Here is a 26,421-nt window from a genome sequence, read left to right on the forward strand (position 1 = left end):
CCTCCTATTTTTTAACTTTGGACTGGTCATAGACATCACGGTCATTAACATATGTGACAGATCTTCCTAAATCGACCCGTATTCCATCGCCTGAATTGAATGATCCTCCGCCGGCAAATGTTTTTGCTGAACTTGTGGGAGCAATCATGTAAACGTCTCCGACATTGAAGATGCTGGATGATGAAATGGACAGGACTTTTACTGCGCCTACTTGTGCTGGCATGATGAGCCTCCTTTTTAAATATGTATAAATTTTATTTATTCCTTCATCTATTAAGTTAGGTATGAAAGCAGTAAAATATAGATAAAGGAGTGAGCACTATGAAGGACATTGGAACACCATTACGGGAAGCGGAACGATTAGAATGGATTGATGCTGCCCGTGGTTTGGCCATCTTTGGTATATTCATGGTCAACGTTCCTGCTTTCAATGCGCCGTATTTTTTATACGGTGGGGAAGAAATCTACTGGTCTTCCGGGACTAGCCATACCATCCAGGCGATCATCGATATATTTTTCCAGGCCAGCTTTTATACGCTGTTCTCATTTTTATTCGGTTTCGGCATAGAAATGATGAGAGAGCGGCTTGTTGATAAAGGGTTACACGCCAAATATGTTATCGGCCGCCGGTTAGGGATATTAATCGGTTTTGGACTCATCCATGCTTTTTTGATCTGGCACGGTGATATATTACTATCCTATGGGTTAATTGGTTTATTGTTATTATTCTTCTTGAATCGTAAGAAAAAAACATTATTGGCCTGGGGATTCAGTATGCTTTTGATCTTCACTATTCTTTTTACATTTAGCCTTTACAGCTTAGGTTCTGATTATGGAGGATGGGTAAATGATCCCGCCATCGAACAGGCTAAAGAAAACTATGGAAATGGGACTTTATACGATATCTGGTCACAGAATCTCAATGATTGGAACTACACCAACGCCCCGATGAACTGGCCGTTTCTTATCATGAGTCTCTTACCAATGTTTTTGATTGGGATGTATATCGCCCGGAAAAAATGGCTCCATCAGCCAAAAAAACATAAGAGGGCCCTAGTTTCTTTATGGACAGTGACATTCCTGTTATTCCTCGTGTTTAAGGCAGGACCTTATCTCTTTGGGAATCCAGCCTGGTTCCAGTTAATGCAGGATAATATCGGAGGCAGTGCTTCTGCTGTCTTTTACGTTGTCAGTGTTACTTTGCTGTATCAGTCTCCGATAGGGAAGCGATGGTTGCGAGGGTTAAGCTATGTCGGCAAGTTATCACTTTCCAACTACATTTTACAGTCATTATTCGCTTTTTTGTTATTTTATTCCATCGGTTTTGGGCTGTATGGGCAAGTGTCCCCATTATGGAGCGTTATAATCGTCGTCTTGTTTTACAGTGTGCAGACGATAGCAAGTAAATGGTGGCTGCAATCCTATCGTTACGGACCGTTAGAGTGGATCTGGCGTACACTGACTTATGGAAAAAAACAGCCATTACGCAGGCGGCAGGAGGGGTAGAAATGAATAGGCAGCAAGTGAAGAGTGAAGGGAAAAAATGGGTCGACAAAGGAATTATTGAGAAGGATCAGTTAGAAGAAATATTAAAACTGTATCCGAATCAGAATCAGAAGCCTGTCTTATTAACCCTGGCCGCTATATTCATTGGATTGGGGTTTTTAAGCTTCATCGCATCCAACTGGGGAGCAATCCCCCACGTTGCCAGGATGGTGATCATCATCCTGGCGATGCTAGGATTTTATCTGGCAGGCGACCATGTTTACCGTAAACGATCGGAGGCAGTTGGGGTCAGTCTGCTCATCATAGCAGTGCTGATATTTGGCTCGGGAATATTCCTCACCGGGCAAATGTACAACTACACCTCATTCAGTGCGTTTCCATTTTTTATCTGGGCACTGTCTGCACTGCTGGTATTTGCGTTATTTGAAGAACGGACATTGTTTATACTGGCAATTATTATAACAACGGTGGGACAGGTGTACAGTGTCGGCAATTTTTCAGAATATCACTTGCTGCTTGGCCTATTGTTCTTATTTGGCTTCGGTCATTTTGTCTATCAACGGGCAGATTGGCTGTATGGAACGTTATTTGCACTAAGCTACATGCTGCAGGCAATAATCCTGAGTCTTGTCGAACATGAATCATTTCAATGGCTGATTCTTTATCTGCTGGTTCTTTATGTTACCGGTCATGTTGTAACAAAGCCGGGCATCCGTATCCCGTTTACTAAACTGAGCGTGGCTGGTATGTTCATCCTCGCTATCTGGCAAGTGTTCATGCTAGAGGTCGATTATTTTAAGGAAGCCATAAATGGGGAAATTTCATTTATTGTCATCTGGGCGGTGCTTATGGCGGCAGCTGTTTATCTTTTATGGAGAAGTGACAACCTGATTCTGATACTCAATCTGGTGCTGTTTTTTCCATTCTTTTTTCTGGAAGCAGGATCGATGCTCGTACTGATGCTTCTTTTCATATATTCGCTTGGCTGGCTGCTTCGGGGCTATCAGACAGAGGAAGCGAACATGGTAACGAAAGGAACAGTGGCCTTCGTCATTAGTACTATCGTCGCTTATATTCAACTGGCTTGGGACTTTATGGATAAATCACTGTTCTTCTTTATTGGTGGCATCCTGTTGTTTCTGCTCAGCTACTTTCTTGAACGGAAGCGTAGGAATTTATCGAAAAGGGGGCAGGAAATATGAAGCGTTTCGCCTTCTATATTATTGTCGCTGCTCAGGTGTTGTTTTTAGTCGGCATGTCGGTCGCCTATTATGCTATGGATGCCTTCGGGGAAACAATCCAGCTGAAAACAGCCCCGATTGATCCGCGTGATCTTTTCTACGGGGATTACGTTATATTGAATTATGAAATAGAAACCATTGAGGAAGGAAAATGGGCAGGAGTGGTACCGGAATATGGAGAAATCGTTTATGTTCTTCTTGAAGAAGGAGAAAATGGGCTTTATCAGGTAGCAGCAGCATCTCAGGAAAAGCTGGACCCAGCTGCAGGGCAAGTACGGATAAAGGGTAAATATCAATGGCATAATGATGGAAGGTCTGAGCATATGGTCACTTATGGAATTAACCGTTATCATGTGGAAGAAAATACGGGGGAACAGTATGAACAACGAAGAGATGATATGATTGTCGAAGTAGTTGTCGCTCCATGGGGACAGAAAAAAATCATTAATTTAAAATTAAACTAAAGAAAGCAGTTCATTTAGAAGGATTAAACTTCTAAATGAACTGCTTTTCTCGAAGAAAAGGAGGGAATAATTATTCACCCAAGGCGAAAGGTCTTCTCCGTTATAAAACGTTGGCAAGTTGTTCTATTTATTTCTATTGCTCCAGCTGCCTTATTTGTGTTGTTACCAGACGCAACCCCTGCCTATTTTCTTGTATTATTGTTATTAACAGGGCTGATAATCGAAATCGTGTATACCAAAAGGTGGATAAAAGACAAAGATAAGTTCTAGCGCATAGGTTATCCGTTGACTGGTATACCACCGTTTACATGAATCATCTGTCCGGTGACAAAGCTGGAGTCATCACTGGCTAAGTAAACATAGGCCGGTGCAAGCTCTCTGGGCTGCCCCGGCCGTCCCATTGGATTGTCGGAACCGAATTCGGCTACCTGCTGTTTATCGAAGCTGGCAGGAATAAGGGGAGTCCAAATCGGGCCAGGCGCAACACCATTTATACGGATACTTTGACTGACCAGTGACTTTGCCAGGGAACGGGTGAAGGTGGTAATGGCACCTTTGGTAGCAGAATAATCAATTAACTGTTCGTTACCTTCGTAAGCAGTGACAGATGAAGTGTTAATAATACTGCACCCCTTTTTCATATGAGGGAGAACTGCCTTAGTCATATAGAAGTAGGAAAAGAAGTTGACCCGGAAGGTATTCTCCATTTGCTCATTAGTAATATGGAGAAAGTTCTTCTGAGGAAATTGAATGGCAGCGTTATTAACCAGAATATCGACTTTACCCATACTCTTGATTATTTGTTTAACTGATGACTCGCAAAAATCGGCCTGACCGATATCTCCGTTGATCACTTCGCACCTGCTGCCCTCGTTCTCTACGAGTTGCTTTGTCAACTGGGCATCTTCATGTTCGTCTAAGTAAAGGATAGCGACATTTGCACCTTCTTTGGCGAAATATATGCTTACAGCCCGGCCAATTCCACTGTCCCCACCAGTTATGATAGCAACTTTTCCTTGTAATTTGCCGCTTCCTTTATAACTTTTATCGTCAAATTCCGGCAATGGCTTCATCTCGTTTTCAAAGCCAGGCTGGCGATCCTGATGCTGCTTTGGCTGTATTTCTTTCTTCTTGCTAGGCATATGAGATCCTCCTCCTATGTATTAATAGATTTAGACTTAGGTTACCCAGCGCGTACCGTTTTAACAGCAGAAACCGTATTATTCCCCGGGCAATTTTTTGTCGATAGGAGCTAGAAAGAGGGGAGAACAGAAGCGATACGAAAGCGATCTGCTGAATGGTTAAATCCCTTGGTTATAAGAAAACAAGCGATACGTATATAATATCACCGGAGAGTCTGTATCGTTTGTAGCGAGGGGCGATATAATAAACGGTCGCTTCTTGAAAAGCGATACATCGTAAAACTAAGCGGATTATAGGTAATGAGAAGCAGAAAAAAAGGAGACATTTGGGGGGATTTGCCCTGGTCTATTCCTTTAGATATGGGCTTAATGACTCTTTTTATTTTTTCTGTCATATCGGTTGACGATACATCTTGCAAATTATCTGAAAAACCTTCATATTAGAAATTAGAGAGAAGGAGGTTCGATATGCGACACGATATACAACCGAATGAACGAGCTTATACCACTAAGGAAGTAGCGGAAGAGGTAGGGATTGCAACACCGACTGTACGAAAGTATGGCCAGAAATTGGAACGGAATGGATATGAGTTTTTCAAAGACGGCGACCGTCGCATCTTCGTCAGGTCTGATGTCGAAGCGCTTATAGCGATACGCGATACGGACAAGCCTCTGGATGTAATAACGAAGGAACTGGTACAACAGCAAAAAGAACGGTTAGAATCAGATAAGACCGGTGTAGCGGTAAACGATACATATGATCAATCCCTGCAGGATCCTGCACAAATGAAGGAATTCTTTCAAATGCTAGCTAATGAACTAGCAGCTTCCAGAGAAATGAACATGCAGCTGACCAATGAAGTATCCCAGCTTAAGACGACAGTTTCCCGTCTCCAGCAGGATCACCATGTCATCAGTTCGGGTATCGGCAACTCGGCACAAAAGACACAGGCTAAGTTGGAACGATTGACCGAACAGCAAAAAAACCATTACGAAACGTTATTGGAACAAGAAAGAGAGCGGAGCGAAATGCTGCGGGAAGAAATGAAAAGCATGCGGGAAGAGCAGCAGAGGGAATGGCGTATGCAGAATGACTTCAATAAACGACTGGAACAAACGGTACAGGAAAAACCTCAAGGAATTTGGGGGCGATTTTTCGCCATATTCCGGCAATAGCTATAACATGAATAAAACCGAGCCTGAGCAGGCTCGGTTTTTATTATGATAATACTTCTTTGATTTGATCGATCGCCCATTCTAAATCATTGCGGTTAATGATTAATGGAGGGGCGAAACGAATGACGTTTTCATGTGTCTCTTTACATAACAGGCCTTTTTCCTTTAACTGTTCGCAATAAGGACGGGCCGCTTCCGTTAGTTCCACGCCAATGAATAACCCTTTTCCGCGGACTTCTTTGATAACCGGGTTGTTGATTTTGTTCAATTCGCCCATCATCAGGTTGCCCATTTCAAGCGAGCGGTCCGCAAGCTTTTCATCTTCCAGTACTTCAAGGGAAGCCAGTGAGACAGCGCAAGCAAGCGGATTGCCGCCAAATGTAGAGCCGTGGGAGCCAGGGTTGAAGACGCCGAGGATTTCACGGTTGGCTACTACTGTAGAAATCGGGAAGACACCTCCACCAAGCGCTTTACCTAAGATCAACATATCAGGTGTGACGTTTTCCCAGTCGCAGGCGAACATCTTTCCGGTTCGAGCCAGTCCAGCCTGAATTTCATCGGCAATGAACAGGACATTGTTTTCTTTACAAACTTCTGAAGCTTCTTTTAAGAAACCTTCTGGAGGGATGACGATTCCAGCCTCTCCCTGGATCGGTTCAATTAAAAATCCTGCTGTGTTTTCTGTGATTGCTTCTTTTAATGCATCAATATCGCCATAAGGAACCAGTTTAATGCCAGGAAGCATTGGACCAAAGCCTCGTTGATATTCTTCTTCAGAAGAAAGAGAAACAGCGGTCATCGTGCGGCCGTGGAAGTTTCCGGTACATGCGATGATTTCTGCCTGATTGTCTGCAACACCTTTGACATCGTATGCCCAGCGGCGAGCAGCTTTGATAGCAGTTTCGACAGCTTCAGCACCAGTGTTCATAGGAAGTGCCATTTCTTTATTGGTCAGCTTACAGATTTTTTCATACCATGGTCCGAGCTGATCGTTGTGGAAGGCGCGTGATGTAAGAGTAACACGGTCTGCCTGGTTTTTGAGTGCTTCAATGATTCGTGGGTGACGGTGCCCCTGATTGACAGCCGAATAAGCACTGAGCATGTCCATGTAACGATTGCCTTCTGGATCCTCTACCCAGACACCTTCTGCCTTTTCTACTACAATCGGTAGCGGGTGATAGTTCTTTGCACCGAATTCCTGGGTCTGATCAATGATTTCTTGACTAGTTCTTGTCATTCTATCCCTCCATAACATTCGAAAATCTTCATCCATTATAACAGGTTTTGGAGCAATTTTCTCTTTAGTCTAAAAATTCCTTTAGAAAGGTTTAATAAAGGTTTTGTTAGGAATATTTTGTGTAAACATGGTACTATAACGGTAGATTGATAGGAAAAGGAGGAAGTTTGGTGGCACATTTACATATCACCGCGTGGGTGGTAGCTTTAGCACTATTGATGCTTGTTCTGACGTTTTCACGTGCAGGTAACGCAAAAGCTGCTAAGATTACACAAATGGTTATGCGGTTATTCTATTTAGTTATTTTATATTCTGGAGGCAGCCTATTCGCTTCCTATGCGAATATCGGCGTACTTGTTATTGTAAAGATGCTTGTCGGCCTTTGGGTAATAGCAGCGATAGAAATGGTTGCCATTAAAGTGTCCAAAGGGCAGCCGGCATCAAGCTGGTGGATCCAGCTCGTTGTTTCGTTCGTATTGGCACTGATTCTTGGTTTTGGCTTTATGCCATTAGGTATTCTTCCAGCTTAAGAATAAGTTGTACTGTCCGGATATCAAATCCGGGCAGTTTTTTTATAGGTTTTATTATATATAGATAAGCTCCCTGAAGTCTCAGTTTCGAGACGTTAGGTAGCAATTATGGTGGCTGGGAAAACGGATCGCTTTCTGTGGGCATGTGGTGAGCTTCCTCAGGCTTCGCCTTGCGGGATCTCACCGCTCATGTTCATCCCACTGGAGTCTCACCGTTTTTCCCAGCCGCCCCTGACTCGATTATAGTAAAGAACCCTTGATATCTTGAAATCGAGTCTTCGACTTTTCTATAAAGAAACAAAATCTAGTGAAAAGGATACTGGGAGTTTTACTACATCTGACAATGTAAGTATTACATCATAAATGTAAGTCCGTTCACATATACTAGTTTATCTTTTTTAGCTAACCAAGGGAGTGGCTCTATATATGTGCGGAATTGTCGGATGGACGGATTTCAATAAAGACTTGAGTTGTGCCTTTGATACCATCACAGCAATGGGGAGAGCGTTGGAGCATCGCGGACCTGATGAAGGAAATCAATGGTTCGGCCGTCATACCGCTTTTGGTCACCAGCGACTGATTGTCATTGATCCTAAAGGTGGCAGGCAGCCGATGACGAGGCAGGCTGGAGAGAAACGCTATACATTATGTTATAATGGGGAGCTTTACAATACGGAAGACGTGAGAGCTGAGCTGGCAAGTAGAGGCTGGTCCTTCCGCTCTCATTCCGATACAGAAGTACTCCTGACAAGTTATATGCAATGGGGAGAAAGCTGTGTCGATCATCTGAATGGTATTTTTGCTTTTGCCGTGTGGGATGATGCGGAGCAAAAGCTTTTCCTGGCAAGGGATCGGCTCGGAGTTAAGCCGTTATTTTACACAGAGGTAGATGGTGGCTTATTGTTCGCTTCTGAAATAAAGGGACTGCTGTCTCATCCGAATGTAGAAGCTGCATTGGATGAGACAGGTCTTCATGAGTTATTGGCGCTGGGCCCGTCCCGGACACCTGGATGTGGCGTATTCAAAGGAATTTATGATTTACGGCCTGGTCATTGTGCTGCCTATACAAAACAGGGTGGTTTGAAGGTGTCAAGGTATTGGAATGTGGAAAGTCAGCCACATTCTGATAATCTCGATATGACAGTTGCAAAGGTACGGGAGTTGTTCCTGGATGCTGTCAATCGACAGCTCGTTTCCGATGTTCCCCTCGGGACATTTTTATCTGGAGGGGTGGATTCAAGTGCAATCACAGCCATTGCCGCAGAAAAGTACCGGGCTTCTAACAAAGGGGCGCTTGATACTTTCTCAATTGATTTTGAAGGCAACGATAAGCATTTCAAAGCCAATACGTTTCAGCCAACTAGTGATAAAGATTTTATCGCCCTGATTCAAAAAGAACACAGCACAAACCACTATAGCTGCATCGCGGACAATGCCCTGTTAGTAAAGCTATTGAAAGAGGCGACGGTGTTCCGGGATCTACCGGGGATGGCGGATGTGGATTCATCATTGCTATGGTTCTGTGGGGAAGTGAAAGATAAAGTGACGGTTGGTTTATCAGGGGAGTGCGCGGATGAAATTTTCGGGGGGTATCCATGGTTTTATCGGGAGGATGAAATAGAACGGGAAGGCTTCCCGTGGATTCGATCTTTAGACTTTAGAAACAATCTCCTGAAAAAAGAATGGCAGCAAAAGCTTGACTTGAAAGGCTATATGCTCGCTCGTTACCAGGAAACAATAGACGAAATGCCAAAGCTGCCGGGCGAATCAGCGATGGAAGAGAAGAGGAGGCAGATGTTTTATTTGAATATGCACTGGTTCATGCAAACTCTGCTTGACCGGAAGGACCGTATGAGCATGGGAGCGAGTCTCGAGGTACGTGTGCCGTTCAGTGACCATCATTTGGTCGAATATGTCTGGAATGTTCCGTGGGAAATGAAGCATTTAGATGGAAAAGAAAAAGGACTGCTGCGGAAGGCGCTAGAAGGGATTTTGCCGGATGAGGTATTGTACCGGAAGAAAAACCCTTACCCGAAAACCCACAACCCTCTCTATACCGAATCAGTAGTTAAATGGATGAATGAAATTATTGCAGATAAGCAGGCGCCTGTTTTTGACTTATTCGAACGAACAAAGCTGAAACAACTAGCGGATTCTAAAGGAAAGGCTGTCGATGTACCGTGGTTCGGACAGTTGATGACCGGTCCCCAGCTTTTAGCGCACCTCTGTCAGGTCAACTACTGGCTTGAGCATTATAAAGTATCTATTAAAAAATGAAACATCAAGAGCTTTCCGTCGGCACGATGGTCCGCGGATGTAAGTTAGGCTATATCTATCATTTGATACAATTGTTATGCGTTATTTACATGCATTCAATTTCACAAAAACCAGCCGTCCACGAGCAAAGTGGAGCGGCTGGTTTTCTTTAAATTGTTTAGTTATTCAGTTGGAAAATTTGAAAACCGATAGCAGGAAGATCAATAGTTGCCCGGTTAGCCAAGCTTATCGTTTCATCTGCACTTGCTTTAGGCTTATTCAATTTTATAAATGATCAGTTTTCCAATAATTTTACACGCTTTGCTGCCGGAGCGATTCTGATCGCTGTTCCAATTGCACTAGTATACCTGTTGATACAGCGTTATTTAATTTCAGGATTGACATCTGGAGCGACCAAAGGATAATAGAGAATGGAAACTTAAATTTATTATGATGAGGGGGAGCGGAAATGAGGATAAAAGCACTATTAACCTTGTGCATCATTCCGTTTCTTCTTTTTTATTCTTTTCCTATGGTTGCTTTAGGAGCTGAAGAAAAAGAAGATGAGTGGCAAGAAGAAATGATTTACTTTATTATGGTGGACCGTTTTTTTAACGGGGATTTCGATAACGACTACGAAGTGGATACGGGCGATCCAAAAGCTTATCATGGTGGAGATATCGAGGGAATTATCCAGCAGTTGGATTATATTCAGAGCCTTGGATATACGGCCATCTGGATTACACCGATTATGAAAAACGAGCCAAAGGGCTATCATGGCTACTGGATTGAAGATTTCATGGAAGTGGAAGAGCATTTTGGAACAATGGAAGATGCCAAACGTCTGGTGGAAGAAGCCCATAAACGTGATATGAAAGTGCTGTTTGATTTTGTGGTGAACCATACCGGCTACCAGCATCCATGGCTGGAGGATCCTGAGAAGGAAGAGTGGTTCCATGAAGAACAGCGGATGATCGGGGAAAGTCCGTCGGTATTGGAAAATGCCTGGCTCGCTGGTCTGCCTGATTTGAACACGGAAAACCCGGAAGTGAAACAATACTTATTTGACGCGGCTGAATTTTGGATAGAAGAAACTGGAGTGGACGGCTTCCGGCTCGATACCGTTAAACATGTACCAAAAGACTTTTGGAAAGAGTTTAACGACCATGTTAAGAGCATTGATCCCGACTTCTTCTTGCTTGGAGAGGTATGGCATGATAATCCAAGGGAAATAGCTGCATATGAGGAAACAGGTATTGATTCATTCGTTGATTTTCCATTATACAATGCAATGGATCAGTCTTTTCAGGCAGCTGGAAATTCGCTGACCGGACCGTTAAGTATCTGGAAGACGAATGAGGAAAGGTATCAAAGCCCCGAGATGCTCAGTTCTTTCATTGATAGCCATGACACCGTCCGGTTCACAAGACGTGCAGTAGAAAATAACCAAAACCCGGTGACGCGCTGGAAACTGGCTTTGACCTATCAATTCACCATGCCGGAAATTCCGATTACCTACTATGGAACAGAAATACCATTAGATGGCGGGGAAGATCCGGATAATCGCAAAATGATGAATGTGAAGGCAGCCGATGAAGAACTGAAGCAGCGGATTGAGCAGTTGACATCGATGCGACAAGAATTCCCGGCACTAACTAAAGGGGATTACAAGGAACTTTATAATGAAGATGGCATGGCTGCTTATCAGCGTTCCTATAAAGATGAAACATTAATTACCGTTATTAACAATGACACAGGTACACGTACAGTTGAGTTGTCGGACCTGCCATCAGGAAAACAGCTGCGTGGTATGCTGACCGATGATATTGTTCGGGAAGTCGAAGCTGGCACCTACCATGTAGCCATGGAACGAGAACAGGCAGAAGTATATCTTGTAGAAGAAGATACCGGGTTGAACTGGGGATTCCTGTTGTTTATCGGAGGAATCTTCGGGATATTTGTAGTGGCCGTCATCTTTTTAAGCAGAAAAAGTAAAACTGCAGAGACTGATGGAATAATGTAAACTAAATACTAAGAGGAAGCAGCAAATTGAAATTAAATGGAATAGAAGGTGAGTGTCATGGGAGTTACCATTAAGGAAGTAGCCAAAGCGGCAGGCGTGGCGCCGTCTACAGTATCACGGGTCATTGCGGATAACCCGAGAATCAGTCCTGCTACAAAAAAACGTGTAAGGAAGGCGATGAAAGAATTAGGGTACCATCCAAATGTTAATGCGAGGAGTCTGGTCCGAAGTTCCACCCAGTCAATCGGTGTCGTCATGCCTTCAAGCGCAGATAAAGCCTTACAAAACCCCTTCTTCCCTGAGGTGCTTCGTGGCATTAGTGCGGTAGCCCATAACCTTGAATATTCCTTGCTGCTCTCCACAGGAGAAACGGAAGAAGAAATATTAGAAGGCGTCCAACGAATGGTATATGGAACTCGTGTAGATGGGGTCATCCTCCTTTACTCAAGATTAAAGGATAAAGTGATGGAGTTTCTTTATGAGCAGAATTTTCCTTTTGTCATTGTAGGGAAACCAAATGAAAATACTGATACGATCAGCCATGTCGATAATGATAATATCCGGGCATCCAGGGAAATCACCGAGCATCTGATTGAACTCGGTCATCGATGTATTGGATTCATCGGTGGGTCTAAGGACTTGGCAGTCACTGTAGATCGAATGACAGGTTACAAAGAGGCGCTTAAAAAAGCTGGACTGCAAGCAAAAAAAGAATATCGCTTCCATACAGAGTTCTTAAAATCAGGTGGAAGAAAAGCGGTTCATGAACTCTTCTCACTCCCGGAACCACCGACAGGGCTTGTCATCTCAGATGACTTGATGAGCATCGGTGTGATCAACATGCTGGAAGAGTTCGGACTGTATGTTCCCGAAGATGTATCTATCGTGAGTTTTAATAATGTTTACATGGCGGAAGTGACACGCCCTCCACTTACAACGGTGGACATAAATATTTATGAACTTGGCGCTCAGGCATCCAAATGCCTGATTGAAAAAATACAAAATAAAAATGAACCTGCCAAGCGGATCATCGTGCCATTTGAAATTAAGCACCGTTTATCAACACAGCCATTGAACGAAGAAACAAGCAAGAGAGCCTAAAGCGGGTTCTCTCTTTTTCCTGCTGAGTGTAAACGTTTGCCTAAACTAATCCAGAGGTGATGAAAAATGAAACAGATTTGCAAGATTGATGAATGAATCATCGCTTTCCATTGGAAGAGAAGAAACGCAACTTCGACTTCTATGAGCCGATGACGGTCCATGAATCATCGTTGTCACCGTGTGTCCATTCCATTATCGCGGCGGAAATCAGCTATGAGGAGAAAGCATATGAAATGTATCTGAGGACGACGAGGCTGGAGCTGGATAACTACAACAACGACATAGAAGATGGGCTCCACATCACAAGCATGGCGGGATCGTGGTTATCCATTGTTCATGGGTTCGCAGGCATGTGTGTTGTAAAAGGTGCATTACATTTCAAACCGTTTATTCCGAAAGCCTGGGATAACTATACTTTCAAAATCAATTTCAGAGGTCACTTGATCAAGGTGGACGTCGACCACCAGCAAGTCGTCATCACCCAGGAAAAAGGCAGCGACTTCAGCCTGTATATTCATGGCGAAGAAAACCATTTATCTAACGATGGTAAAGTAACACTTAAGCAGTAGAATTCTAGTTCCCTTTAATAATTATTAGTAGGAATCAAGTTACTACACATATAAATGAACAGAGGTTCTCCTATTAGAATGAGTAGATAGGAGAACCTCTAAAATTTTGGAATTATTTTTTCCATAAGAAGCTTATTCCACAATAGGGCCGAAAAGTCGAAGGCTTGATTTCGAGATAATTATTGGGGATTAGGGGCTCCGGAAAACGATTCGCTTTCCGTGGGCGTGTGCTGAGTCTCCTCAGGCTTCGCCTTGCGGGGCCTCAGCGATCCCGCATACCCCACAGGACTTTGAATTATCATCCTTGAGAAACACCGCACCAAGGAAATGCGCAGCATTTTCGAGGAGTCTCACCGTTTCCCTACGCCCCTTTGCCATAGGAAGTTCTCGAAATCACACTTGTAAAAAATGCCCTATGATAATAGAAAGAAGATTTTGGTCCCCTTACATCCTTTATAAACGCCTGCGGATAAAGGTTTTATTTTACGCCCTTTCCACTTATGGTAACGGACCCAACTATCTCGAAACTGAGTCTTCAGTAGAAGGGAGCTTAACTGGAGAATCAACATGTAGATTTCAAAGAGCCATTTTAAATAATATTTATTCTAGATACAGCTTTGGCTGTGGGTAATCTGGGTTACTTTTTCTACGGGAATAGTTAGATTCCGTGCTGGTCTCATCCCGGAGAAGTGAACTGCAACTTTGATCGAAATCAAAAGGAAAAGATTGTTCGTAAGGTGGCGGCGCGATATCAGCACCTCTACTGTTTCTATAAGGGGTATCCACAGCTCTTCCATCACGTCCGCGATCTTTCTCCAACTGTTCTACCACAATACGCCCGATCTGTCTTCCTAATCTAAGTCCTTGCTCGTTATCCACAGGGAAATGTACTAATGCGTAAAGGCGCGATTTGGCATCCTCTTCTGCAAGTTGACGCAGCCTTCTTCTTTCACCAGGAAAAAAGTAACTTAGGATAGTTTCGGCTGCCCCTGATACGGCTGCATGCCCCGAAGGATAAGATGGATGTTTCGGTGTACATATTACAGTAGCCAGCTGGTCATCCAGTTGATTCGGCCGTGGTACCAGCCATTTATATTTCAAGTACCATGTAACTACCAATGCATCATTGATACCAGCAAATAAAGCCCCCAAGATTCTTCCTGCACGTGGAGCTTCTACTCCATAAGTGTCTATCAGACGATCAACGATTGGCGCCCATTGTTTAGAAGGTGGCCCTGCCCCCCAGTATCTAGCTACTATTGCTTCTTTTTCTGAAAGGTTTTTTGCTACACGTTGCACTTTTTTCAATTGACCATACCAATCAATCGTACCAGGATGAAGAATGTCAAACTCCACAGGCTTTCCATCAAGTGTCTCAAATTTTCCGGCTTGGCTCCGTTTCAGAAAGTAGGTATCCCAGGTTCCAGCTGAAGGCTCTACACTTGATTCCGGCGGAAGTCTTTCTCCTGCATATGGCAGATCAGTCCAAAGTGGATATGGCATTATATTTGCCATAATATCACTCCTTTTTTAATCATCTTATGCTAGAGGAAATCATGAGTATAGGCTGGGAGTGAATGAAGTAATATCTTGTGAACAATGAGGAAAGGTTGTATCGGTAAACCGCAACAAGAGCTGGAGCAGGGGCTCGATTTGGAAAATTAAAGCCGGCAGTTTATGAATGAGTTATAATAAAAGAAAAGGGTTCAGGGCGGGGGAATTACTAGTGAAAATCACTTCTCATACATACGTTGACGAAGTACTGGCAAAAGAGATACGCAGGTTGGAAAATAAAATAAAAGAGTACGAAGGGATGACAAGTGAAATGTATATTGCCGATAATCTCAATTTCGATGCATCTTTGCCATGGGTTTTTACCATTCATGATGAAGAGGAGTTAATTTCGGTAGTCACAGCGTTCATACCTTCCAAAAAAGAAATAGAGCTGATGGGCATCACTCATCCGGGGCATAGGAGAAAACGCTATTTTTCTATTTTGGAAAAGCGGGTGTATGAAACCTGGGACAAACATAGCATTCCTTCCCTGCTTTATGTCTTGAATGAAGATTCTCAATCTGGTAAAACCGTGGCAGCAAAGAGGGAAGCTGTATATCAATATACAGAGTACCAAATGGAGTATGCAGCTGATGATCTTGAAAAAGGTACATGTAACCTGGAGATCCTGCGTGCGGAAGAGAATGACTTAGAAATACTTGCAGAGATTCAGGAGCGGGCATTCGGTCTGCCTCGGGAAGATGCTCGTACTTTCATTAGCCTGGCTTTGAACAAATCGAACCATCACCTGTTTATCGGCTATTTGAATAATGCCCCTGTCGGGATGGGCGCAGCAGCTGTCTCGGAAGAAGCTACCTCCATTTATGGTGTCTGCGTGCTTCCTGAACATCAAGGCTTTGGCTATGGCGGAGCTGATGGTTCATCTTGTTGAGGCATCGGAGCAGTTGTCTGATCAAAAAATAACCCTGGAGGTTGATAGTAAAAATAATCGTGCTTACCAGTTATATCGCAACCTTGGTTTTGCTGCGACCACCTCCACAGGGTATTACAGAAAATCACTAATTTAGCTTCTTGAAGGGGCCGTTTCCCATCCCATTTCTCTCCTCTCAAGGTAACGGACCCAGGTATTTTAATGCTGAAAATTCAACAAACTGGAGCTCACTGCACTTTTTATTACTTTTGATCGGTGGGACGGTGCTTTCGCCTGCGCAGAAGCCACCAGATAAGCGGAATGGCGAGCAATACAAGGATTGGGGAGTAACCGATCAGTGCCACGACTATCCAGGAAGCTGCTTGTGTCAGGCCATTCAATGACTGGACAAATGCCTGTTTCGTTTTCTCCCACGTATTTAAGTCCTGGTCCTTCAAATCTGGAACGTTTACTTTCGTTTCGGTAATGGTAAGGCTCACTGTAGAAAAGTCGCTTTGATTTTCCAGGTAGTTCATTTTTCCCTTGATAGTTTCGATTTCTTCCTGAACACGCTCAAGATCCTGTGAAATCTGAATCAGGTCTTCTGTCTTTTCGGCATCATCCATAAAAGTGAGCAAACGTTCCTCAATTTTCTCTTTCGCTTTCAGGCGTGATTCCAAATCGACGTATTCTTCGGTCACATCCCGTCCGGAGATATTACGGGAATCAATATTGTCACTGTAACTGCCAAGATCATCGATAAAAGGGCGGAAGTTTTCCTGCGGCACGCGAATTCTGATATTGGCGCTCCGCTGTCCTTGTTCCATCTTGTGTACATTGGCCTCGATAATATAAGCTTCTTGCTTGTCGATATGACTTTCCAGCTGCTCATAAAATGAATCATAATCTCTTGTACGGAGAGAGACGTCTGCATTGTAGACCATCATTTGCTCTTGTACATTATCAGTTATATTATTAGTATCTGAATTCATTTCCCCCTCAGATAGACTGTCATTTTTTTGTGCGGTATCTGGCATAGAGCTATCTTCTTCTGTGGCCATATCCATTTCTTCATTGGATTCACTCCTGTCTTCCGTATTGCTGCAAGCTCCCAGTATAAGCAGCAGCCCAATAGCTATTCCAATTATTTTTTTCATCACAACGCCCCCTTTACCAGGTTAGTCGCTCAATGTAACAAAAATGTTACAAAAAAGTTATAAATTTGTGAATGAGTGAACATTGGAAGGTTTTCGGTAATATTGAAGAAGTTGGGCATGAATATAAAGACGATTAGAAAACTTGCTTATCTTCAAGTCCTTATGGCGAAAGTCTGGCTGTTTTTTAATAATGTTAAACTTTCTTAAAGTATAAAAAAGCTGCCTCCTTTTTGGAAGAGGCAGCATGGAAATACATGAGGACAAGAGATCAAAAATCATTTATAAGGTTTATTGAGAAAGAAAAGAGCGATGGTGCCCGGTCCGGCATGAGCGCCGATAGCGGAGCCGACCATTTCGATATGGATCTGCTCGGTGCCAAATTCGCCCCGGATCATGGCGGCCAGCTGCTCGGCGTTTTCGATATCATCACCGTGGCTGATGGCAATTGGCTGATTGGCAAGGTCTTCGCCGCGTTCTTTCATGACTTCAACCATTCGTTTCAAGACTTTCTTAGAGCCGCGGATTTTTTCCAATGGAATGAGCTTGCCACCTTCTACATGAAGCAGCGGCTTGATTTTCAATAGTGTACCGACAAACGCTGCTGTCTTGCTGACGCGCCCGCCTCGGTAAAGGTATTCCAAGTCATCGACCGTGAATATATGTTCCATATGATCGGCATGATAGGTGCAAGTATCAAGAATTTCCTGCACAGAGGCGCCATTAGAAGCCATTTCTGCTGCGCGCAGCACGACGAGTCCGTAACCTAAGGAAGCACATTTGGTATCAATAACATGGAGGTCAAAGTCTGGGTGCTCTGTTTTCACTTCATCTTCCATCATTTTTGCTGTCTGATATGTACCGGATAATTCGGAAGAGAAAGCGAAATAAATGCATGGCTGGCCTGTCTCCGCATAGCGTGTGAATACTTCTTTGAAGGCTTGTGGGGACACTTGTGACGTTTTTGGTGCAGCCCCGTCCCGCATCGCGTCATATACCTTTTTCGGGGTGATGGTCTTACCATCAAGGTAGTCTTCTTCATTCAGTGTGACTTTAAGTGAAACCATGTCGATGTTATGGCGTTCAAAATGGGCCTGTGACAAATCGCTTGCCGAATCAGCAATGATTTTAACATCCATTTACATTCACCTTCTTATAATAAGGAATAAATTAAGCTTGTTTGTTTCAAGTTTATGACTATAAAAGGAAACTGTCAAAACATTTCGCACGGATGGCGGGAATTTGTGATTATTTTTTCCTAGAGTGGGGAACTGAGAATTGGTGCTTGATTTTCGCAGAACGTGGTGATAAAAAAAGAATAGCGCTTTTTGTACTTATAGTTTATTGAACTATTATAAAAGGTTAAAAGTGCAGGGGATACGAAGGCTTTCGCTGTAAAAGTTGGCGACAAGCCTGATTATTTTATTAAGATGAGTGTTTGGAAGGAGGCCCTTATGTTTTCATTTGAATTAAAGCGAATTGTTGTTGTTATATTCGGCGCTATCTTAAACGCGTTTGCCCTGAACTTATTCTTGATTGAAGCGAATGTCTACGCAAGCGGTTTTACAGGTGTCGCTCAGATTACAGCAAGTGTATTAAGAGATTTTCTAGGGGTGCCTGGTGTCAGTACAGGTATGTTGCTCTTCCTATTGAATATACCAGTGGCTATTTTAGGGTGGTATAAAGTAGGAAAAGGGTTTACAGTCTACAGTGCTTTATCTGTAGCATTTACTACCATTGCGCTTGGAATCGTGCCTGTCAGGCAGCTTTCCGAGGATATTATCCTGAATGCTGTTTTCGGTGGAGTCCTTGGGGGCGCCGGTGTCGGGCTGACTCTGAAGTGGGGGGCTTCCACTGGTGGGCTCGACATCGTAGCGATGGTATTATCACGGATGAAAGACCGCCCGATCGGGATATATTTTCTCATACTAAACAGCGTTATCATCGCGTTGGCAGGGATTTTGTATGAACCGGAAAACGCTTTGTATACCCTGTTGACGTTATATGTGACGACGCGTGTCATCGATGCCATCCATACCCGACACGAGAAACTTACAGCCATGATCATTACTACCAAGGCAGCAGAGCTGGAAAAAGCGATTCATTCCAAAATGGTACGAGGCATTACTACCTTGCCGGCTCGAGGGGCATTTACCCAGCAGGATAAAAATATGCTTGTGATGGTCATTACACGGTATGAACTATATGACCTGCAAGGCATCATTAATGAAGTGGATCCACAGGCGTTCACGAATATTGTACAAACCACAGGGATATTCGGTTTTTTCCGAAAAGACGACAAATAGTGTAACTTTTGGAAAGATGAAACGTCTATATAGATGAACGGATATAAATAAAGGATGTGACGGCATATGAAAAGGGGATGGATGCTTTTTTTCGGGCTGATGGTACTGCTCTTTGCGACAGCCTGTGGAGCGGATGATAACCAAGGGGACTCTGGAGATGAAGGGGCCGAAGAAACAATGAAAGAGGAAGAAACAAGTAGCGAAAATGAAGAGACGGAGGAGGATGTTATCAAAAAAGCGGTTAATGACCTTGCTATGCATTCCGAAATCAAAGCGGAAAATGACAGGGTGACCTTCCAGTTTTCTTTAGAAAACCAGGGAGATGAAGCCTATGAACTTGGCTTTACTTCCGGTCAAAAGTATGAAATTGTCGTTAAAAATGATTCCGATGAAGAGGTGTACCGCTTTTCCGAAGGGCAAATGTTCACCCAGGCACTGGAAACGAAAACTTTAGAGCCTGGTGATAGCATGAGTTTTGAAGAAGAGTGGTCGGATGGTGTAGAGCCTGGCGACTATAATGCAGCGATTTCGATTGAAGCCAATTCGGTCAATAGCCAAACGCTCGAGTCGAAGCCGTTTCAGGAAACGAAAGCCTTTACCGTCGAGGGGGATAAGCCTTCTGGTGACGATTCCGATGGCCCAGCCGAAGGAGAAGCGTTCCGAAACGTTGAAGTTTCGGGGAAGAATGGTTCTTATGTCATTACTGGAGAAGCGAAGTTATTTGAGGGGTCGTTTATATACAATGTCGAAGACGGGCATAATATGCTGATTGAAAACACGACACATGAAGTCGATGAAGCGGCTCCGTCCTGGTCATCATTCGAGCTTGAAATAGACATCGCAGAAGATCAATTACCGGAAAATGGGACGCTTACATTGACATTATTTGAAATCGATCCGAAGAGCGGCAATCCGACCAATGTGAACTATATACCCCTGGAACAGTTCCAAGGTTGATTGTCAAAAACATCTATATAGCACACCAAAAAGCTTAGAGACGACAACACCTCTAAGCTTTTTCTATTTTGATTGTCTTCCTCTGCTAGACAAAGTTAGTTTTATGATGTCTGCCTGCGTTTAGTCATCTATCTAGAGATAAAAAAGAGTATAAAACCCGTTAGAATTTTATACTCGATTAGTGATAATTTTAGTAGCTATGTTTTTCAAATACCTCTTCGATTTTTGGAGTCAGGTTATCCCATTCAGCATCGAACTTCTTATTGACAGTAATGAAATTCTGGAAACCGAAGACGTTATCCACGCCATCTACTGCCATTAAATCATTCAATATTTCATGTTCACTTGTCTGACCCGCCATGACAGATACACTGCCGTCACCGCTGAAAATCATGGAATCGGTTGTAAATTTCATTGCATTCGGATTCGGTGTTGCTTCTACTTTTACACTCATCGTTAAAAACCTCCTCGATACATCTTCTTTTATTTTATCAAAAAACTACGGTTTCACAAAAGATTCTCTTTTTACTGGGTTAACACTATAATAGGAATGGTAAAATAAGTTACATATTTAATCAGGTACGAAAGGGAGAGGATCATGTACCGGAACGGATTATGGGTAGGAACTACGGCCGGTCTCGCCATTGGAATTTTCCTCTGGATAGTGGAAAAGGCGACCGGTATTAAAGTGTATACACTATTAATGAATGTCGATTTCATTCCATGGATCGGTAAGATTGCCTGGCCATTCTATGTCGAATGGCTTTTCCATTTGATTATTTCCTGGGGAATAGGGATGATATTTGTCTATTTATTGCGAAATTCTATGATAGATAGTCATTCCCATCAATGGTCATTGGCATTGACTCTGGCCACCCTGGCAGGCTTAACTTATTTCCCTCTTACTGCACTTGCGATTAAGGAAACACCGGCTATTGACAGCATCTCCGCTATTTTTTTCTGGTCTGCCGGTCATGGATTATACGCGGTCGTCATGAAGCTGACCTATCGGGACAGTTGATATTCATGTTTGAAACAGGCGCCTAAGGGATACATGAAGTATGCATAGAATTTTGTAGATAAGGAGCGGATAGAATGAAGGTACTCGTAGCTGGAGCTAACGGGCATACTGGTCGATTACTGGTACAGTATTTGGATACTGCCGGACATGAGGCGTATGCCATGGTACGAAAAGAAGAGCAGAAAGAGGACATGGAAGGTTTGGGGGGAATCCCGGTTCTTGCTGACCTCGAAAGTGATGTTGGGCATGCTGTCAAAGGAATGGACGCGGTAATTTTTGCGGCAGGTTCCGGATCCAGCACACCACCAGAAAAAACGAAAGATGTGGATCGTGATGGCGCGATCAACCTGATCAAAGAAACCGAAAAGCTTGGCAGAGCACCAAAGTTCATTATGCTAAGCGCAATGAAAGCGGACCATCCGGAAGAAGGACCGGAGAAGTTGGCGTATTATTTAAAAATGAAAGGGGAAGCAGACGAACACTTACGCAGCACGGAACTTGATTACACGATTGTTCGTCCAGGAGCCTTGACTCATGAAGCAGGGACAAGCAAAATCAAAGTCGGAAAGTCTGTGGACCGCGGGTCTGTAGCGCGTGCAGATGTTGCTAAGACGATGGTTGCCTGCCTGGAAGAGGCTAATGCTTACCGTAAGACATTTGAAATGGTAGAAGGCGATACGCAGATTGAAGACGCGTTGAAAACATTAGAATAAACATGATAAAAGGCTGACCCAGGTGACTGGATCAGCCTTCTTTTGCTGCGGGTGATAAATTACAGCTCGTTATGGCGTCGTAACTGCTCTTCAAGCTGCTGAAGCTGCTGCTTTTCTTCAGGAGTACTATCAGCATAAGCGGACTGAATGGCCTGTTGAGCCGCTTGCTTTTCCTGCTGGTTGAATTGGCCGCGACCTGCGTTGGTGATACGGTTGACGGCATTTTTAGCAGTCTGCATTAGGTTGTTGCCGCCCTGGTTGGCTGCATTCATGGCATTCTGCATCATGTTATTATTATTTTGCTTGTTGTCCATCCTAAAAACCTCCTACAGTATGACGGTCAGCTTCTTCACGTTTTCGTTCGACGTCTGAAAAGCGTTCCCGATAAGGAAACCGCTCATCATGCTTCTTCACAGCGTCTGAACCCTGTTGTACAAATCGTTTGGATTTGTTGTTCTTTGCCATAACAAGACCCTCCCGAATTAAAAAAAGCCTGAACGTTTTTTTCAAAACGCTCAAGCTTATTATTGCTTGTATAGCTTTTCTTATACCTCGACAAAATATGGGTTAAATGGCTTTTGTGTTCAATTTTAAATAATCTTCCAGGAAACTGCCGATGCCATCTTCCATGTTCGAATGGGTGACGTATTTGGCTATGCTTTTCAGTTCATCAATTCCGTTCTTCATCGCAACGCCCACGCCGGCATAATCAATCATTTCTAAATCATTATCCTCATCACCGAAGGCAATAATCCGGTCTTTCGGGATATGATAATAACGACTTATTTTATCTAGACCGACCGCTTTGTTCAATCCTTTACGGACGATTTCAATTACATGGTAAGGTGCTCCCCATTTTCGGTGCTCAATCATTTCGGCATGGTTATCTTCCAGCCCTTGACGCAAGGATGGAATCTGATGTTCATGGGGATAAATAAGTAACGAAGTAGGGTCTTCTTTTAGTTGATGTTTTAAGTTTCCTACAGTTACTGGGTTGGTATCCCCGGTTGCATGGAAAAGTTCCATAACTTCCTCGTCATGCCGGTCAAGGTAGACATCATCTTTGATCTCTGCCAACAGATTTCTTACTTCCAGCTCATAGCAGTCATGGATGATGCTTTTAGCTGTCCGGATCGGAAGCGGGGAGTGGAGCGCATCCCATTGAGGGTCTTTCGGATGGTGGATTAACGCTCCGTTGAAATTAACCATCGGAGTACCCAGACCGAGTTCATAATAGTAGTCAATGCTGGCCCGATGCGGCCTTCCGGTAGCGATTACGACTACGTGACCTTCCTCTTTCGCTTTCAGTACTGCCCGTTTGGTTCGGTCACTGATTGTTTTTTCATCGGTAAGCAATGTACCGTCTAAGTCCAATGCAATCAAATGCTGTTGTTTACTCATATCTTCTTCACCTCGTTGTTCTATAGTGTATAGGTTTTCCTTTGATTTGGAAAGTGATACTGCTTTCAAAATCTGTATCCCCATGTTACGATTTGATTATATGATGGCAATATTAGGATGATTTTAAAATTGCGTAAAGTTTTTGAAAAGAAGGGAAAAGAGATATGGTAACGGTCTATCGAGAATTTATTGAAGAAATCCCGGTAATAGTAATTGTTGAAGCTGAAAAATACAATCAGCCACTTCCGGTAGTTACATACTTCCATGGTTTTACTTCCGCAAAAGAACATAACCTTGCGCAAGCCTATCTGTTAGCACGGAAAGGTTTCCGAGTCCTGCTTCCAGACAGTATGTATCACGGGGAAAGAGAAGTTGATCAAACGCAGGAAGAACTGCAATTCAAATTCTGGGACATTGTCCTGGCCAATCTGGATGAACTGAAAACGATTAAAACAGCAATCGATGAAAAAGGATGGACGAAAGGGAAACGGTTCGTTGTAGCTGGGACGAGCATGGGCGGAGTAACGACAGCGGCGGCGCTGACACAATTCCCTTGGGTTGATGGTGCTGCCGTCATGATGGGCTCGCCAAAACCTGTAGAATTTGCGGAAAAGATGTTGGCGGACGTCCGTGATATGGGCGTTGAAATGCCGATCACTGCCGAACAGGTTGACGAACTGATGAGTGCTTTAGCCGAGATCGATCTTTCCCGGCAGATGGAAAAACTTCATGGCCGGCCAATTTTCTTCTGGCATGGGGATGCAGACCCTGTTGTACCTTTTGAGCATTCCTACGATTTTTATAACGAAGCGATCCAGCACTATAAAAACCCGGAAAATATCCGGTTTTTACGGGAAATTGGAAAGGACCACAAAGTTACCCGATTTGCTATACTGGAGATGGTCGATTGGATGGATCATCAATTTAATCAAGAATAAGTGATAGGAATCATTTTAAACCCAATGAAATTTTGTTTATAATAAAAATGAACATTTAGGAAGGGGGAAAAATTCGTGGATAAAGCATTAGAAGAAAATCTTATGGGTGCACTTGAAAACGTCATTGACCCTGAACTTGGGATAGATATCGTCAATCTTGGACTTGTATATGGTGTAGATGTGGACGAGAATAACACATGCACAGTGACCATGACATTGACAGCGATGGGCTGCCCATTAGCTGGAGTCATTGAGCAGGATGTAAGGCGCGCACTTGCCGACATTCCAGAAGTAGAGGAAGTCAATGTAAACATTGTCTGGAATCCTCCATGGACAAAAGACAAGATGAGTCGCTACGCGAAAATCGCACTAGGAATTCCAGATTGATTACTTCTTGAGAGGCTCTGCCAGCAACGGCAGAGCCTTTTGACTACCCAGGATGTTTAAAGAATCTGTCACAGCTTTATTTAGAAAAAAGCTTTACAATATACATAGAGTGGAGGGAAGCTTATGCCGGACAAGCAATCTTTTCCGATCATTCAAGTGATCGGTTATAAAAACAGCGGAAAAACGACGATGATGAACCGCCTGATTCGTTATGCTTCGGATCAGGGGCTAAGAACAGCGTCATTAAAACATCACGGGCATTCGGACAGTTTAGAGCCGATGCATTCAGGAACGGATAGTTTTCAGCACCATGAATCAGGGGCATTTTTAACTGGTGTAGAAGGAGGCGGCTCCTTGCAACTTGAATTCGGAAAAGGTTTGGAAGTTTCCCTCAGGCAGCTCATTAACATTTATGAGAACTTTTCACCGAATTTGTTGTTAGTTGAAGGGTACAAGAGGGAAGTATATCCTAAAATCCTGATGGCCCGAACAAATGAAGATTTCGAACTGGTTCATGAGATTGCCAATATCCGTGCTGTTGTCTGCTGGGAGAAAGATATGGAATCATCCATTGATGTACCTGTATTTCATATCGAAACGATTGAAGACCATTTGGGTGAATTGATATATTTGTGCAAAGAGGTGTAAGTTGTGAGCAATAAGTTTTGGATTTCAGAGAAAGCCTTAGATATACAAGAAGTTGTCGATCTCGTCACCAGAAGAGAAGCGGGTGCTATTAATACATTCATTGGAACGGTCCGTGAATTCACCAAAGGGAAGCGAACACTATTATTGGAATATCAGGCATATGTACCGATGGCAGAAAAGAAGCTAGCCCAAATTGGTGAAGAAATTAAAGAAAAATGGCCGGACACTGACACAGCAATCGCTCACCGGATCGGCCGGCTGGATATTACAGATATTGCCGTTGTCATTGCAGTATCCACGCCACATCGCGCCGACTCCTATGACGCGAGTCGCTATGCGATCGAGCGGATTAAAGAAATCGTACCCATTTGGAAAAAAGAATACTGGGAAAACGGAGAAGAGTGGATCGGCGATCAGAAAGAACAAAAAGCTTATCCGAAAGGACAACCAGATGAGGAGGATCTTACATGAATAAAATTCTGTTATTTGCAGGACTGCAGGAAAAAGCAGGGAAAGCAGAATTGCAGCTGGAGGCTGTCAACAAAAGCATTAAAGAAGTGAAGGAGTTGCTGAAAGACAGCTATCAGCTCGAGGAAATCGATACGTCGATGGCAGCCGTCAATGAGGAATATGCTAATGGTGACTTTGTCGTTAAAGAAGGAGACACGATTGCCTTTATCCCGCCGGTAAGCGGGGGATGATTTGCTGACGTTAAGAGAGACATTTCCTTTATATGAGAGAGAACTCGTTCTATATATGTGCGAATTGGTATCGGAAGAGAGACAATTTCGTGAATAAGAGTGACAAATTTTAAAAAAAGAGAGACAATATCGGAAAAAAGAGAGACAAGGCAGCTGCAAGAGAGACAACCCATACACACATAAAAAAGCTCAGTCCGTAACAAGGGAGCTGAGCCTTTTTGCTACATTAACATTTCTTTTGCGCGGCTGCTCATTTTCTCTGGCGACCAGGCAGGATGCCAAACCAGTTCGACATACACATCATTGACCTCATCAATTCCATAAATCATTGCTTCCGCCCCACTGACGATGCTGTCATGAAGGGGACAGCCCGGGGTAGTCAACGTCATCTGGACGTGAACATCGTTCGTTTCATTCACATCTATGTTGTAAACCAGGCCGAGGTCAACGATGTTGATACCAAGTTCTGGGTCAATCACCTGATACAACGCTTCTTCCACTTGTTTCGTCATTTCCATTGGGAGT

At 43.5% G+C, this 26,421-nt stretch carries 31 protein-coding genes and 1 pseudogene; 21 read left to right on the top strand and 11 right to left on the bottom strand.

Translation table 11 applies throughout. The annotated features are described in order from the left end of the window. Positions 1–4 precede the first annotated feature (4 nt). Complete coding sequence (locus FHS45_RS00525) at positions 5–223, bottom strand: spore germination protein (RefSeq protein ID WP_062444297.1); 219 nt, start codon at positions 221–223, stop codon at positions 5–7. 98 nt (positions 224–321) lie between these two features. Between FHS45_RS00525 and FHS45_RS00530 the strand changes: the two genes are divergently transcribed. From FHS45_RS00530 to FHS45_RS00540, 3 genes are read left to right on the top strand one after another with little or no spacing between them, the layout of a single operon-like run. Next, positions 322–1,506, top strand: a complete 1,185-nt coding sequence (locus FHS45_RS00530; protein WP_181949525.1) for a DUF418 domain-containing protein — start codon at positions 322–324, stop codon at positions 1,504–1,506. A 2-nt stretch (positions 1,507–1,508) separates the two neighbouring features. Next, on the top strand, positions 1,509–2,708 hold the full coding sequence (locus FHS45_RS00535; RefSeq protein ID WP_062444299.1) for a DUF2157 domain-containing protein: 1,200 nt from the start codon (positions 1,509–1,511) through the stop codon (positions 2,706–2,708). Beyond that, positions 2,705–3,211: a GDYXXLXY domain-containing protein gene (locus FHS45_RS00540; RefSeq protein WP_062444302.1), complete on the top strand. Its 507-nt coding sequence runs from the start codon at positions 2,705–2,707 to the stop codon at positions 3,209–3,211. The genes FHS45_RS00535 and FHS45_RS00540 overlap by 4 nt, the downstream gene beginning before the upstream one ends. Positions 3,212–3,489: 278 nt before the next feature. Here the strand turns inward: FHS45_RS00540 and FHS45_RS00545 are convergent, their stop codons facing one another. Beyond that, the gene (locus FHS45_RS00545) at positions 3,490–4,353 is read right to left on the bottom strand and encodes an SDR family oxidoreductase (RefSeq protein WP_062444304.1); all 864 of its coding nucleotides are present in this window, start codon (positions 4,351–4,353) and stop codon (positions 3,490–3,492) included. A gap of 468 nt (positions 4,354–4,821) precedes the next feature. Between FHS45_RS00545 and FHS45_RS00550 the strand changes: the two genes are divergently transcribed. Beyond that, positions 4,822–5,529, top strand: a complete 708-nt coding sequence (locus tag FHS45_RS00550; RefSeq protein ID WP_062444305.1) for a MerR family transcriptional regulator — start codon at positions 4,822–4,824, stop codon at positions 5,527–5,529. Positions 5,530–5,572: 43 nt separating this feature from the next. Here FHS45_RS00550 and FHS45_RS00555 read toward each other — a convergent pair whose 3' ends face one another. After that, positions 5,573–6,766: an ornithine--oxo-acid transaminase gene (locus FHS45_RS00555; protein WP_062444307.1), complete on the bottom strand. Its 1,194-nt coding sequence runs from the start codon at positions 6,764–6,766 to the stop codon at positions 5,573–5,575. 170 nt (positions 6,767–6,936) lie between these two features. Between FHS45_RS00555 and FHS45_RS00560 the strand changes: the two genes are divergently transcribed. From FHS45_RS00560 to FHS45_RS00585, 7 genes and pseudogenes are all read left to right on the top strand, one after another. Next, positions 6,937–7,296, top strand: coding sequence for a YisL family protein (locus tag FHS45_RS00560; RefSeq protein ID WP_062444308.1), 360 nt, complete (start codon positions 6,937–6,939; stop codon positions 7,294–7,296). 426 nt (positions 7,297–7,722) lie between these two features. After that, entirely contained in the window at positions 7,723–9,573 is a 1,851-nt protein-coding gene (asnB, locus tag FHS45_RS00565) for an asparagine synthase (glutamine-hydrolyzing) (protein WP_062444310.1), read from the top strand. Next, positions 9,570–9,725, top strand: coding sequence for a hypothetical protein (locus FHS45_RS00570; RefSeq protein WP_166761336.1), 156 nt, complete (start codon positions 9,570–9,572; stop codon positions 9,723–9,725). The genes asnB and FHS45_RS00570 overlap by 4 nt, the downstream gene beginning before the upstream one ends. Positions 9,726–9,815: 90 nt before the next feature. Then, positions 9,816–9,977 (top strand): annotated as a pseudogene (locus FHS45_RS20105) (sugar ABC transporter permease); the annotation flags it as partial. A 44-nt stretch (positions 9,978–10,021) separates the two neighbouring features. Beyond that, positions 10,022–11,575 carry an alpha-amylase family glycosyl hydrolase gene (locus FHS45_RS00575; protein ID WP_062444312.1) on the top strand — a complete coding sequence of 518 codons (1,554 nt, stop codon included), beginning with the start codon at positions 10,022–10,024 and terminating at the stop codon, positions 11,573–11,575. Between the two features lie 57 nt (positions 11,576–11,632). Continuing rightward, a complete protein-coding gene (locus tag FHS45_RS00580; RefSeq protein ID WP_062444315.1) occupies positions 11,633–12,676 on the top strand; it encodes a LacI family DNA-binding transcriptional regulator in 1,044 nt (347 codons plus the stop codon). 92 nt (positions 12,677–12,768) lie between these two features. Continuing rightward, positions 12,769–13,245: a glycosyl hydrolase family 65 domain-containing protein gene (locus tag FHS45_RS00585; protein ID WP_062444317.1), complete on the top strand. Its 477-nt coding sequence runs from the start codon at positions 12,769–12,771 to the stop codon at positions 13,243–13,245. Between the two features lie 600 nt (positions 13,246–13,845). Here the strand turns inward: FHS45_RS00585 and FHS45_RS00590 are convergent. Then, positions 13,846–14,760 carry a vanadium-dependent haloperoxidase gene (locus FHS45_RS00590; protein ID WP_062444319.1) on the bottom strand — a complete coding sequence of 305 codons (915 nt, stop codon included), beginning with the start codon at positions 14,758–14,760 and terminating at the stop codon, positions 13,846–13,848. 166 nt (positions 14,761–14,926) lie between these two features. Between FHS45_RS00590 and FHS45_RS00595 the strand changes: the two genes are divergently transcribed. Further along, positions 14,927–15,691 (top strand): GNAT family N-acetyltransferase, encoded by a 765-nt coding sequence (locus FHS45_RS00595; RefSeq protein WP_062444322.1) that lies wholly within the window; start codon positions 14,927–14,929, stop codon positions 15,689–15,691. 242 nt (positions 15,692–15,933) lie between these two features. Here FHS45_RS00595 and FHS45_RS00600 read toward each other — a convergent pair whose 3' ends face one another. Together FHS45_RS00600 and FHS45_RS00605 are read right to left on the bottom strand one after the other, a co-directional pair. Beyond that, positions 15,934–16,827 (bottom strand): DUF4349 domain-containing protein, encoded by an 894-nt coding sequence (locus FHS45_RS00600; protein ID WP_062444325.1) that lies wholly within the window; start codon positions 16,825–16,827, stop codon positions 15,934–15,936. A 275-nt stretch (positions 16,828–17,102) separates the two neighbouring features. After that, entirely contained in the window at positions 17,103–17,963 is an 861-nt protein-coding gene (locus FHS45_RS00605) for a DegV family protein (protein WP_062444327.1), read from the bottom strand. 315 nt (positions 17,964–18,278) lie between these two features. On the opposite strand from FHS45_RS00605, the gene FHS45_RS00610 reads away from it, so the two are divergent. Further along, entirely contained in the window at positions 18,279–19,130 is an 852-nt protein-coding gene (locus tag FHS45_RS00610; protein ID WP_062444329.1) for a YitT family protein, read from the top strand. A 66-nt stretch (positions 19,131–19,196) separates the two neighbouring features. After that, complete coding sequence (locus tag FHS45_RS00615) at positions 19,197–20,087, top strand: BsuPI-related putative proteinase inhibitor (protein ID WP_062444332.1); 891 nt, start codon at positions 19,197–19,199, stop codon at positions 20,085–20,087. A 190-nt stretch (positions 20,088–20,277) separates the two neighbouring features. Here FHS45_RS00615 and FHS45_RS00620 read toward each other — a convergent pair whose 3' ends face one another. Beyond that, entirely contained in the window at positions 20,278–20,541 is a 264-nt protein-coding gene (locus FHS45_RS00620; RefSeq protein WP_062444335.1) for a NifU N-terminal domain-containing protein, read from the bottom strand. A gap of 144 nt (positions 20,542–20,685) precedes the next feature. Between FHS45_RS00620 and FHS45_RS00625 the strand changes: the two genes are divergently transcribed. Next, complete coding sequence (locus FHS45_RS00625) at positions 20,686–21,108, top strand: hypothetical protein (RefSeq protein WP_062444337.1); 423 nt, start codon at positions 20,686–20,688, stop codon at positions 21,106–21,108. Positions 21,109–21,182: 74 nt separating this feature from the next. Next, positions 21,183–21,821, top strand: coding sequence for an SDR family oxidoreductase (locus FHS45_RS00630; RefSeq protein ID WP_062444339.1), 639 nt, complete (start codon positions 21,183–21,185; stop codon positions 21,819–21,821). Positions 21,822–21,880: 59 nt separating this feature from the next. Here the strand turns inward: FHS45_RS00630 and FHS45_RS00635 are convergent, their stop codons facing one another. The 3 genes from FHS45_RS00635 to FHS45_RS00645 form a co-directional block, all read right to left on the bottom strand. Further along, a complete protein-coding gene (locus tag FHS45_RS00635) occupies positions 21,881–22,135 on the bottom strand; it encodes a DUF3813 family protein (RefSeq protein ID WP_308789067.1) in 255 nt (84 codons plus the stop codon). A gap of 1 nt (position 22,136) precedes the next feature. Beyond that, positions 22,137–22,286, bottom strand: coding sequence for a hypothetical protein (locus FHS45_RS00640; protein ID WP_166761337.1), 150 nt, complete (start codon positions 22,284–22,286; stop codon positions 22,137–22,139). Positions 22,287–22,388: 102 nt separating this feature from the next. Next, the gene (locus FHS45_RS00645; RefSeq protein WP_062447691.1) at positions 22,389–23,222 is read right to left on the bottom strand and encodes a Cof-type HAD-IIB family hydrolase; all 834 of its coding nucleotides are present in this window, start codon (positions 23,220–23,222) and stop codon (positions 22,389–22,391) included. A 164-nt stretch (positions 23,223–23,386) separates the two neighbouring features. On the opposite strand from FHS45_RS00645, the gene FHS45_RS00650 reads away from it, so the two are divergent. The 5 genes from FHS45_RS00650 to moaD all read left to right on the top strand — a co-directional run bounded on the left by FHS45_RS00650 (position 23,387) and on the right by moaD (position 25,896). Continuing rightward, on the top strand, positions 23,387–24,160 hold the full coding sequence (locus tag FHS45_RS00650) for a serine aminopeptidase domain-containing protein (protein ID WP_062444341.1): 774 nt from the start codon (positions 23,387–23,389) through the stop codon (positions 24,158–24,160). 75 nt (positions 24,161–24,235) lie between these two features. Then, positions 24,236–24,547 carry a metal-sulfur cluster assembly factor gene (locus FHS45_RS00655; protein WP_062444343.1) on the top strand — a complete coding sequence of 104 codons (312 nt, stop codon included), beginning with the start codon at positions 24,236–24,238 and terminating at the stop codon, positions 24,545–24,547. A gap of 123 nt (positions 24,548–24,670) precedes the next feature. Further along, the gene (gene mobB / locus FHS45_RS00660; RefSeq protein WP_062444345.1) at positions 24,671–25,195 is read left to right on the top strand and encodes a molybdopterin-guanine dinucleotide biosynthesis protein B; all 525 of its coding nucleotides are present in this window, start codon (positions 24,671–24,673) and stop codon (positions 25,193–25,195) included. Positions 25,196–25,198: 3 nt separating this feature from the next. Next, the gene (locus FHS45_RS00665) at positions 25,199–25,666 is read left to right on the top strand and encodes a molybdenum cofactor biosynthesis protein MoaE (protein WP_062444347.1); all 468 of its coding nucleotides are present in this window, start codon (positions 25,199–25,201) and stop codon (positions 25,664–25,666) included. Beyond that, entirely contained in the window at positions 25,663–25,896 is a 234-nt protein-coding gene (gene moaD, locus FHS45_RS00670) for a molybdopterin converting factor subunit 1 (protein ID WP_062444349.1), read from the top strand. The genes FHS45_RS00665 and moaD overlap by 4 nt, the downstream gene beginning before the upstream one ends. Positions 25,897–26,117: 221 nt before the next feature. Here moaD and FHS45_RS00675 read toward each other — a convergent pair whose 3' ends face one another. Then, the gene (locus FHS45_RS00675; protein WP_062444351.1) at positions 26,118–26,414 is read right to left on the bottom strand and encodes a metal-sulfur cluster assembly factor; all 297 of its coding nucleotides are present in this window, start codon (positions 26,412–26,414) and stop codon (positions 26,118–26,120) included. Positions 26,415–26,421 lie beyond the last annotated feature (7 nt).

Source organism: Thalassobacillus devorans (genome assembly GCF_011761345.1).
Classification (GTDB): Bacteria; Bacillota; Bacilli; order Bacillales; family Halobacillaceae; genus Thalassobacillus; species Thalassobacillus devorans.

What these genes read in the sequence shown, in the direction of transcription:
- FHS45_RS00570 (WP_166761336.1), top strand. Translation starts at nt 9,570, where the DNA reads ATGAAACATCAAGAGCTTTCCGTCGGCACGATGGTCCGCGGATGTAAG.
- FHS45_RS00650 (WP_062444341.1), top strand. Translation starts at nt 23,387, where the DNA reads ATGGTAACGGTCTATCGAGAATTTATTGAAGAAATCCCGGTAATAGTA.
- FHS45_RS00620 (WP_062444335.1), bottom strand. Translation starts at nt 20,541, where the DNA reads ATGAGTGTAAAAGTAGAAGCAACACCGAATCCGAATGCAATGAAATTT.
- asnB (WP_062444310.1), top strand. Translation starts at nt 7,723, where the DNA reads ATGTGCGGAATTGTCGGATGGACGGATTTCAATAAAGACTTGAGTTGT.
- FHS45_RS00540 (WP_062444302.1), top strand. Translation starts at nt 2,705, where the DNA reads ATGAAGCGTTTCGCCTTCTATATTATTGTCGCTGCTCAGGTGTTGTTT.
- FHS45_RS00590 (WP_062444319.1), bottom strand. Translation starts at nt 14,760, where the DNA reads ATGGCAAATATAATGCCATATCCACTTTGGACTGATCTGCCATATGCA.
- FHS45_RS00585 (WP_062444317.1), top strand. Translation starts at nt 12,769, where the DNA reads ATGAATCATCGCTTTCCATTGGAAGAGAAGAAACGCAACTTCGACTTC.
- FHS45_RS00640 (WP_166761337.1), bottom strand. Translation starts at nt 22,286, where the DNA reads ATGGCAAAGAACAACAAATCCAAACGATTTGTACAACAGGGTTCAGAC.
- FHS45_RS00635 (WP_308789067.1), bottom strand. Translation starts at nt 22,135, where the DNA reads ATGGACAACAAGCAAAATAATAATAACATGATGCAGAATGCCATGAAT.
- FHS45_RS00600 (WP_062444325.1), bottom strand. Translation starts at nt 16,827, where the DNA reads ATGAAAAAAATAATTGGAATAGCTATTGGGCTGCTGCTTATACTGGGA.
- FHS45_RS00630 (WP_062444339.1), top strand. Translation starts at nt 21,183, where the DNA reads ATGAAGGTACTCGTAGCTGGAGCTAACGGGCATACTGGTCGATTACTG.
- FHS45_RS00625 (WP_062444337.1), top strand. Translation starts at nt 20,686, where the DNA reads ATGTACCGGAACGGATTATGGGTAGGAACTACGGCCGGTCTCGCCATT.
- mobB (WP_062444345.1), top strand. Translation starts at nt 24,671, where the DNA reads ATGCCGGACAAGCAATCTTTTCCGATCATTCAAGTGATCGGTTATAAA.
- moaD (WP_062444349.1), top strand. Translation starts at nt 25,663, where the DNA reads ATGAATAAAATTCTGTTATTTGCAGGACTGCAGGAAAAAGCAGGGAAA.
- FHS45_RS00580 (WP_062444315.1), top strand. Translation starts at nt 11,633, where the DNA reads ATGGGAGTTACCATTAAGGAAGTAGCCAAAGCGGCAGGCGTGGCGCCG.
- FHS45_RS00535 (WP_062444299.1), top strand. Translation starts at nt 1,509, where the DNA reads ATGAATAGGCAGCAAGTGAAGAGTGAAGGGAAAAAATGGGTCGACAAA.
- FHS45_RS00595 (WP_062444322.1), top strand. Translation starts at nt 14,927, where the DNA reads ATGAGTTATAATAAAAGAAAAGGGTTCAGGGCGGGGGAATTACTAGTG.
- FHS45_RS00530 (WP_181949525.1), top strand. Translation starts at nt 322, where the DNA reads ATGAAGGACATTGGAACACCATTACGGGAAGCGGAACGATTAGAATGG.
- FHS45_RS00610 (WP_062444329.1), top strand. Translation starts at nt 18,279, where the DNA reads ATGTTTTCATTTGAATTAAAGCGAATTGTTGTTGTTATATTCGGCGCT.
- FHS45_RS00525 (WP_062444297.1), bottom strand. Translation starts at nt 223, where the DNA reads ATGCCAGCACAAGTAGGCGCAGTAAAAGTCCTGTCCATTTCATCATCC.
- FHS45_RS00605 (WP_062444327.1), bottom strand. Translation starts at nt 17,963, where the DNA reads ATGGATGTTAAAATCATTGCTGATTCGGCAAGCGATTTGTCACAGGCC.
- FHS45_RS00645 (WP_062447691.1), bottom strand. Translation starts at nt 23,222, where the DNA reads ATGAGTAAACAACAGCATTTGATTGCATTGGACTTAGACGGTACATTG.
- FHS45_RS00550 (WP_062444305.1), top strand. Translation starts at nt 4,822, where the DNA reads ATGCGACACGATATACAACCGAATGAACGAGCTTATACCACTAAGGAA.
- FHS45_RS00615 (WP_062444332.1), top strand. Translation starts at nt 19,197, where the DNA reads ATGAAAAGGGGATGGATGCTTTTTTTCGGGCTGATGGTACTGCTCTTT.
- FHS45_RS00675 (WP_062444351.1), bottom strand. Translation starts at nt 26,414, where the DNA reads ATGGAAATGACGAAACAAGTGGAAGAAGCGTTGTATCAGGTGATTGAC.
- FHS45_RS00545 (WP_062444304.1), bottom strand. Translation starts at nt 4,353, where the DNA reads ATGCCTAGCAAGAAGAAAGAAATACAGCCAAAGCAGCATCAGGATCGC.
- FHS45_RS00555 (WP_062444307.1), bottom strand. Translation starts at nt 6,766, where the DNA reads ATGACAAGAACTAGTCAAGAAATCATTGATCAGACCCAGGAATTCGGT.
- FHS45_RS00575 (WP_062444312.1), top strand. Translation starts at nt 10,022, where the DNA reads ATGAGGATAAAAGCACTATTAACCTTGTGCATCATTCCGTTTCTTCTT.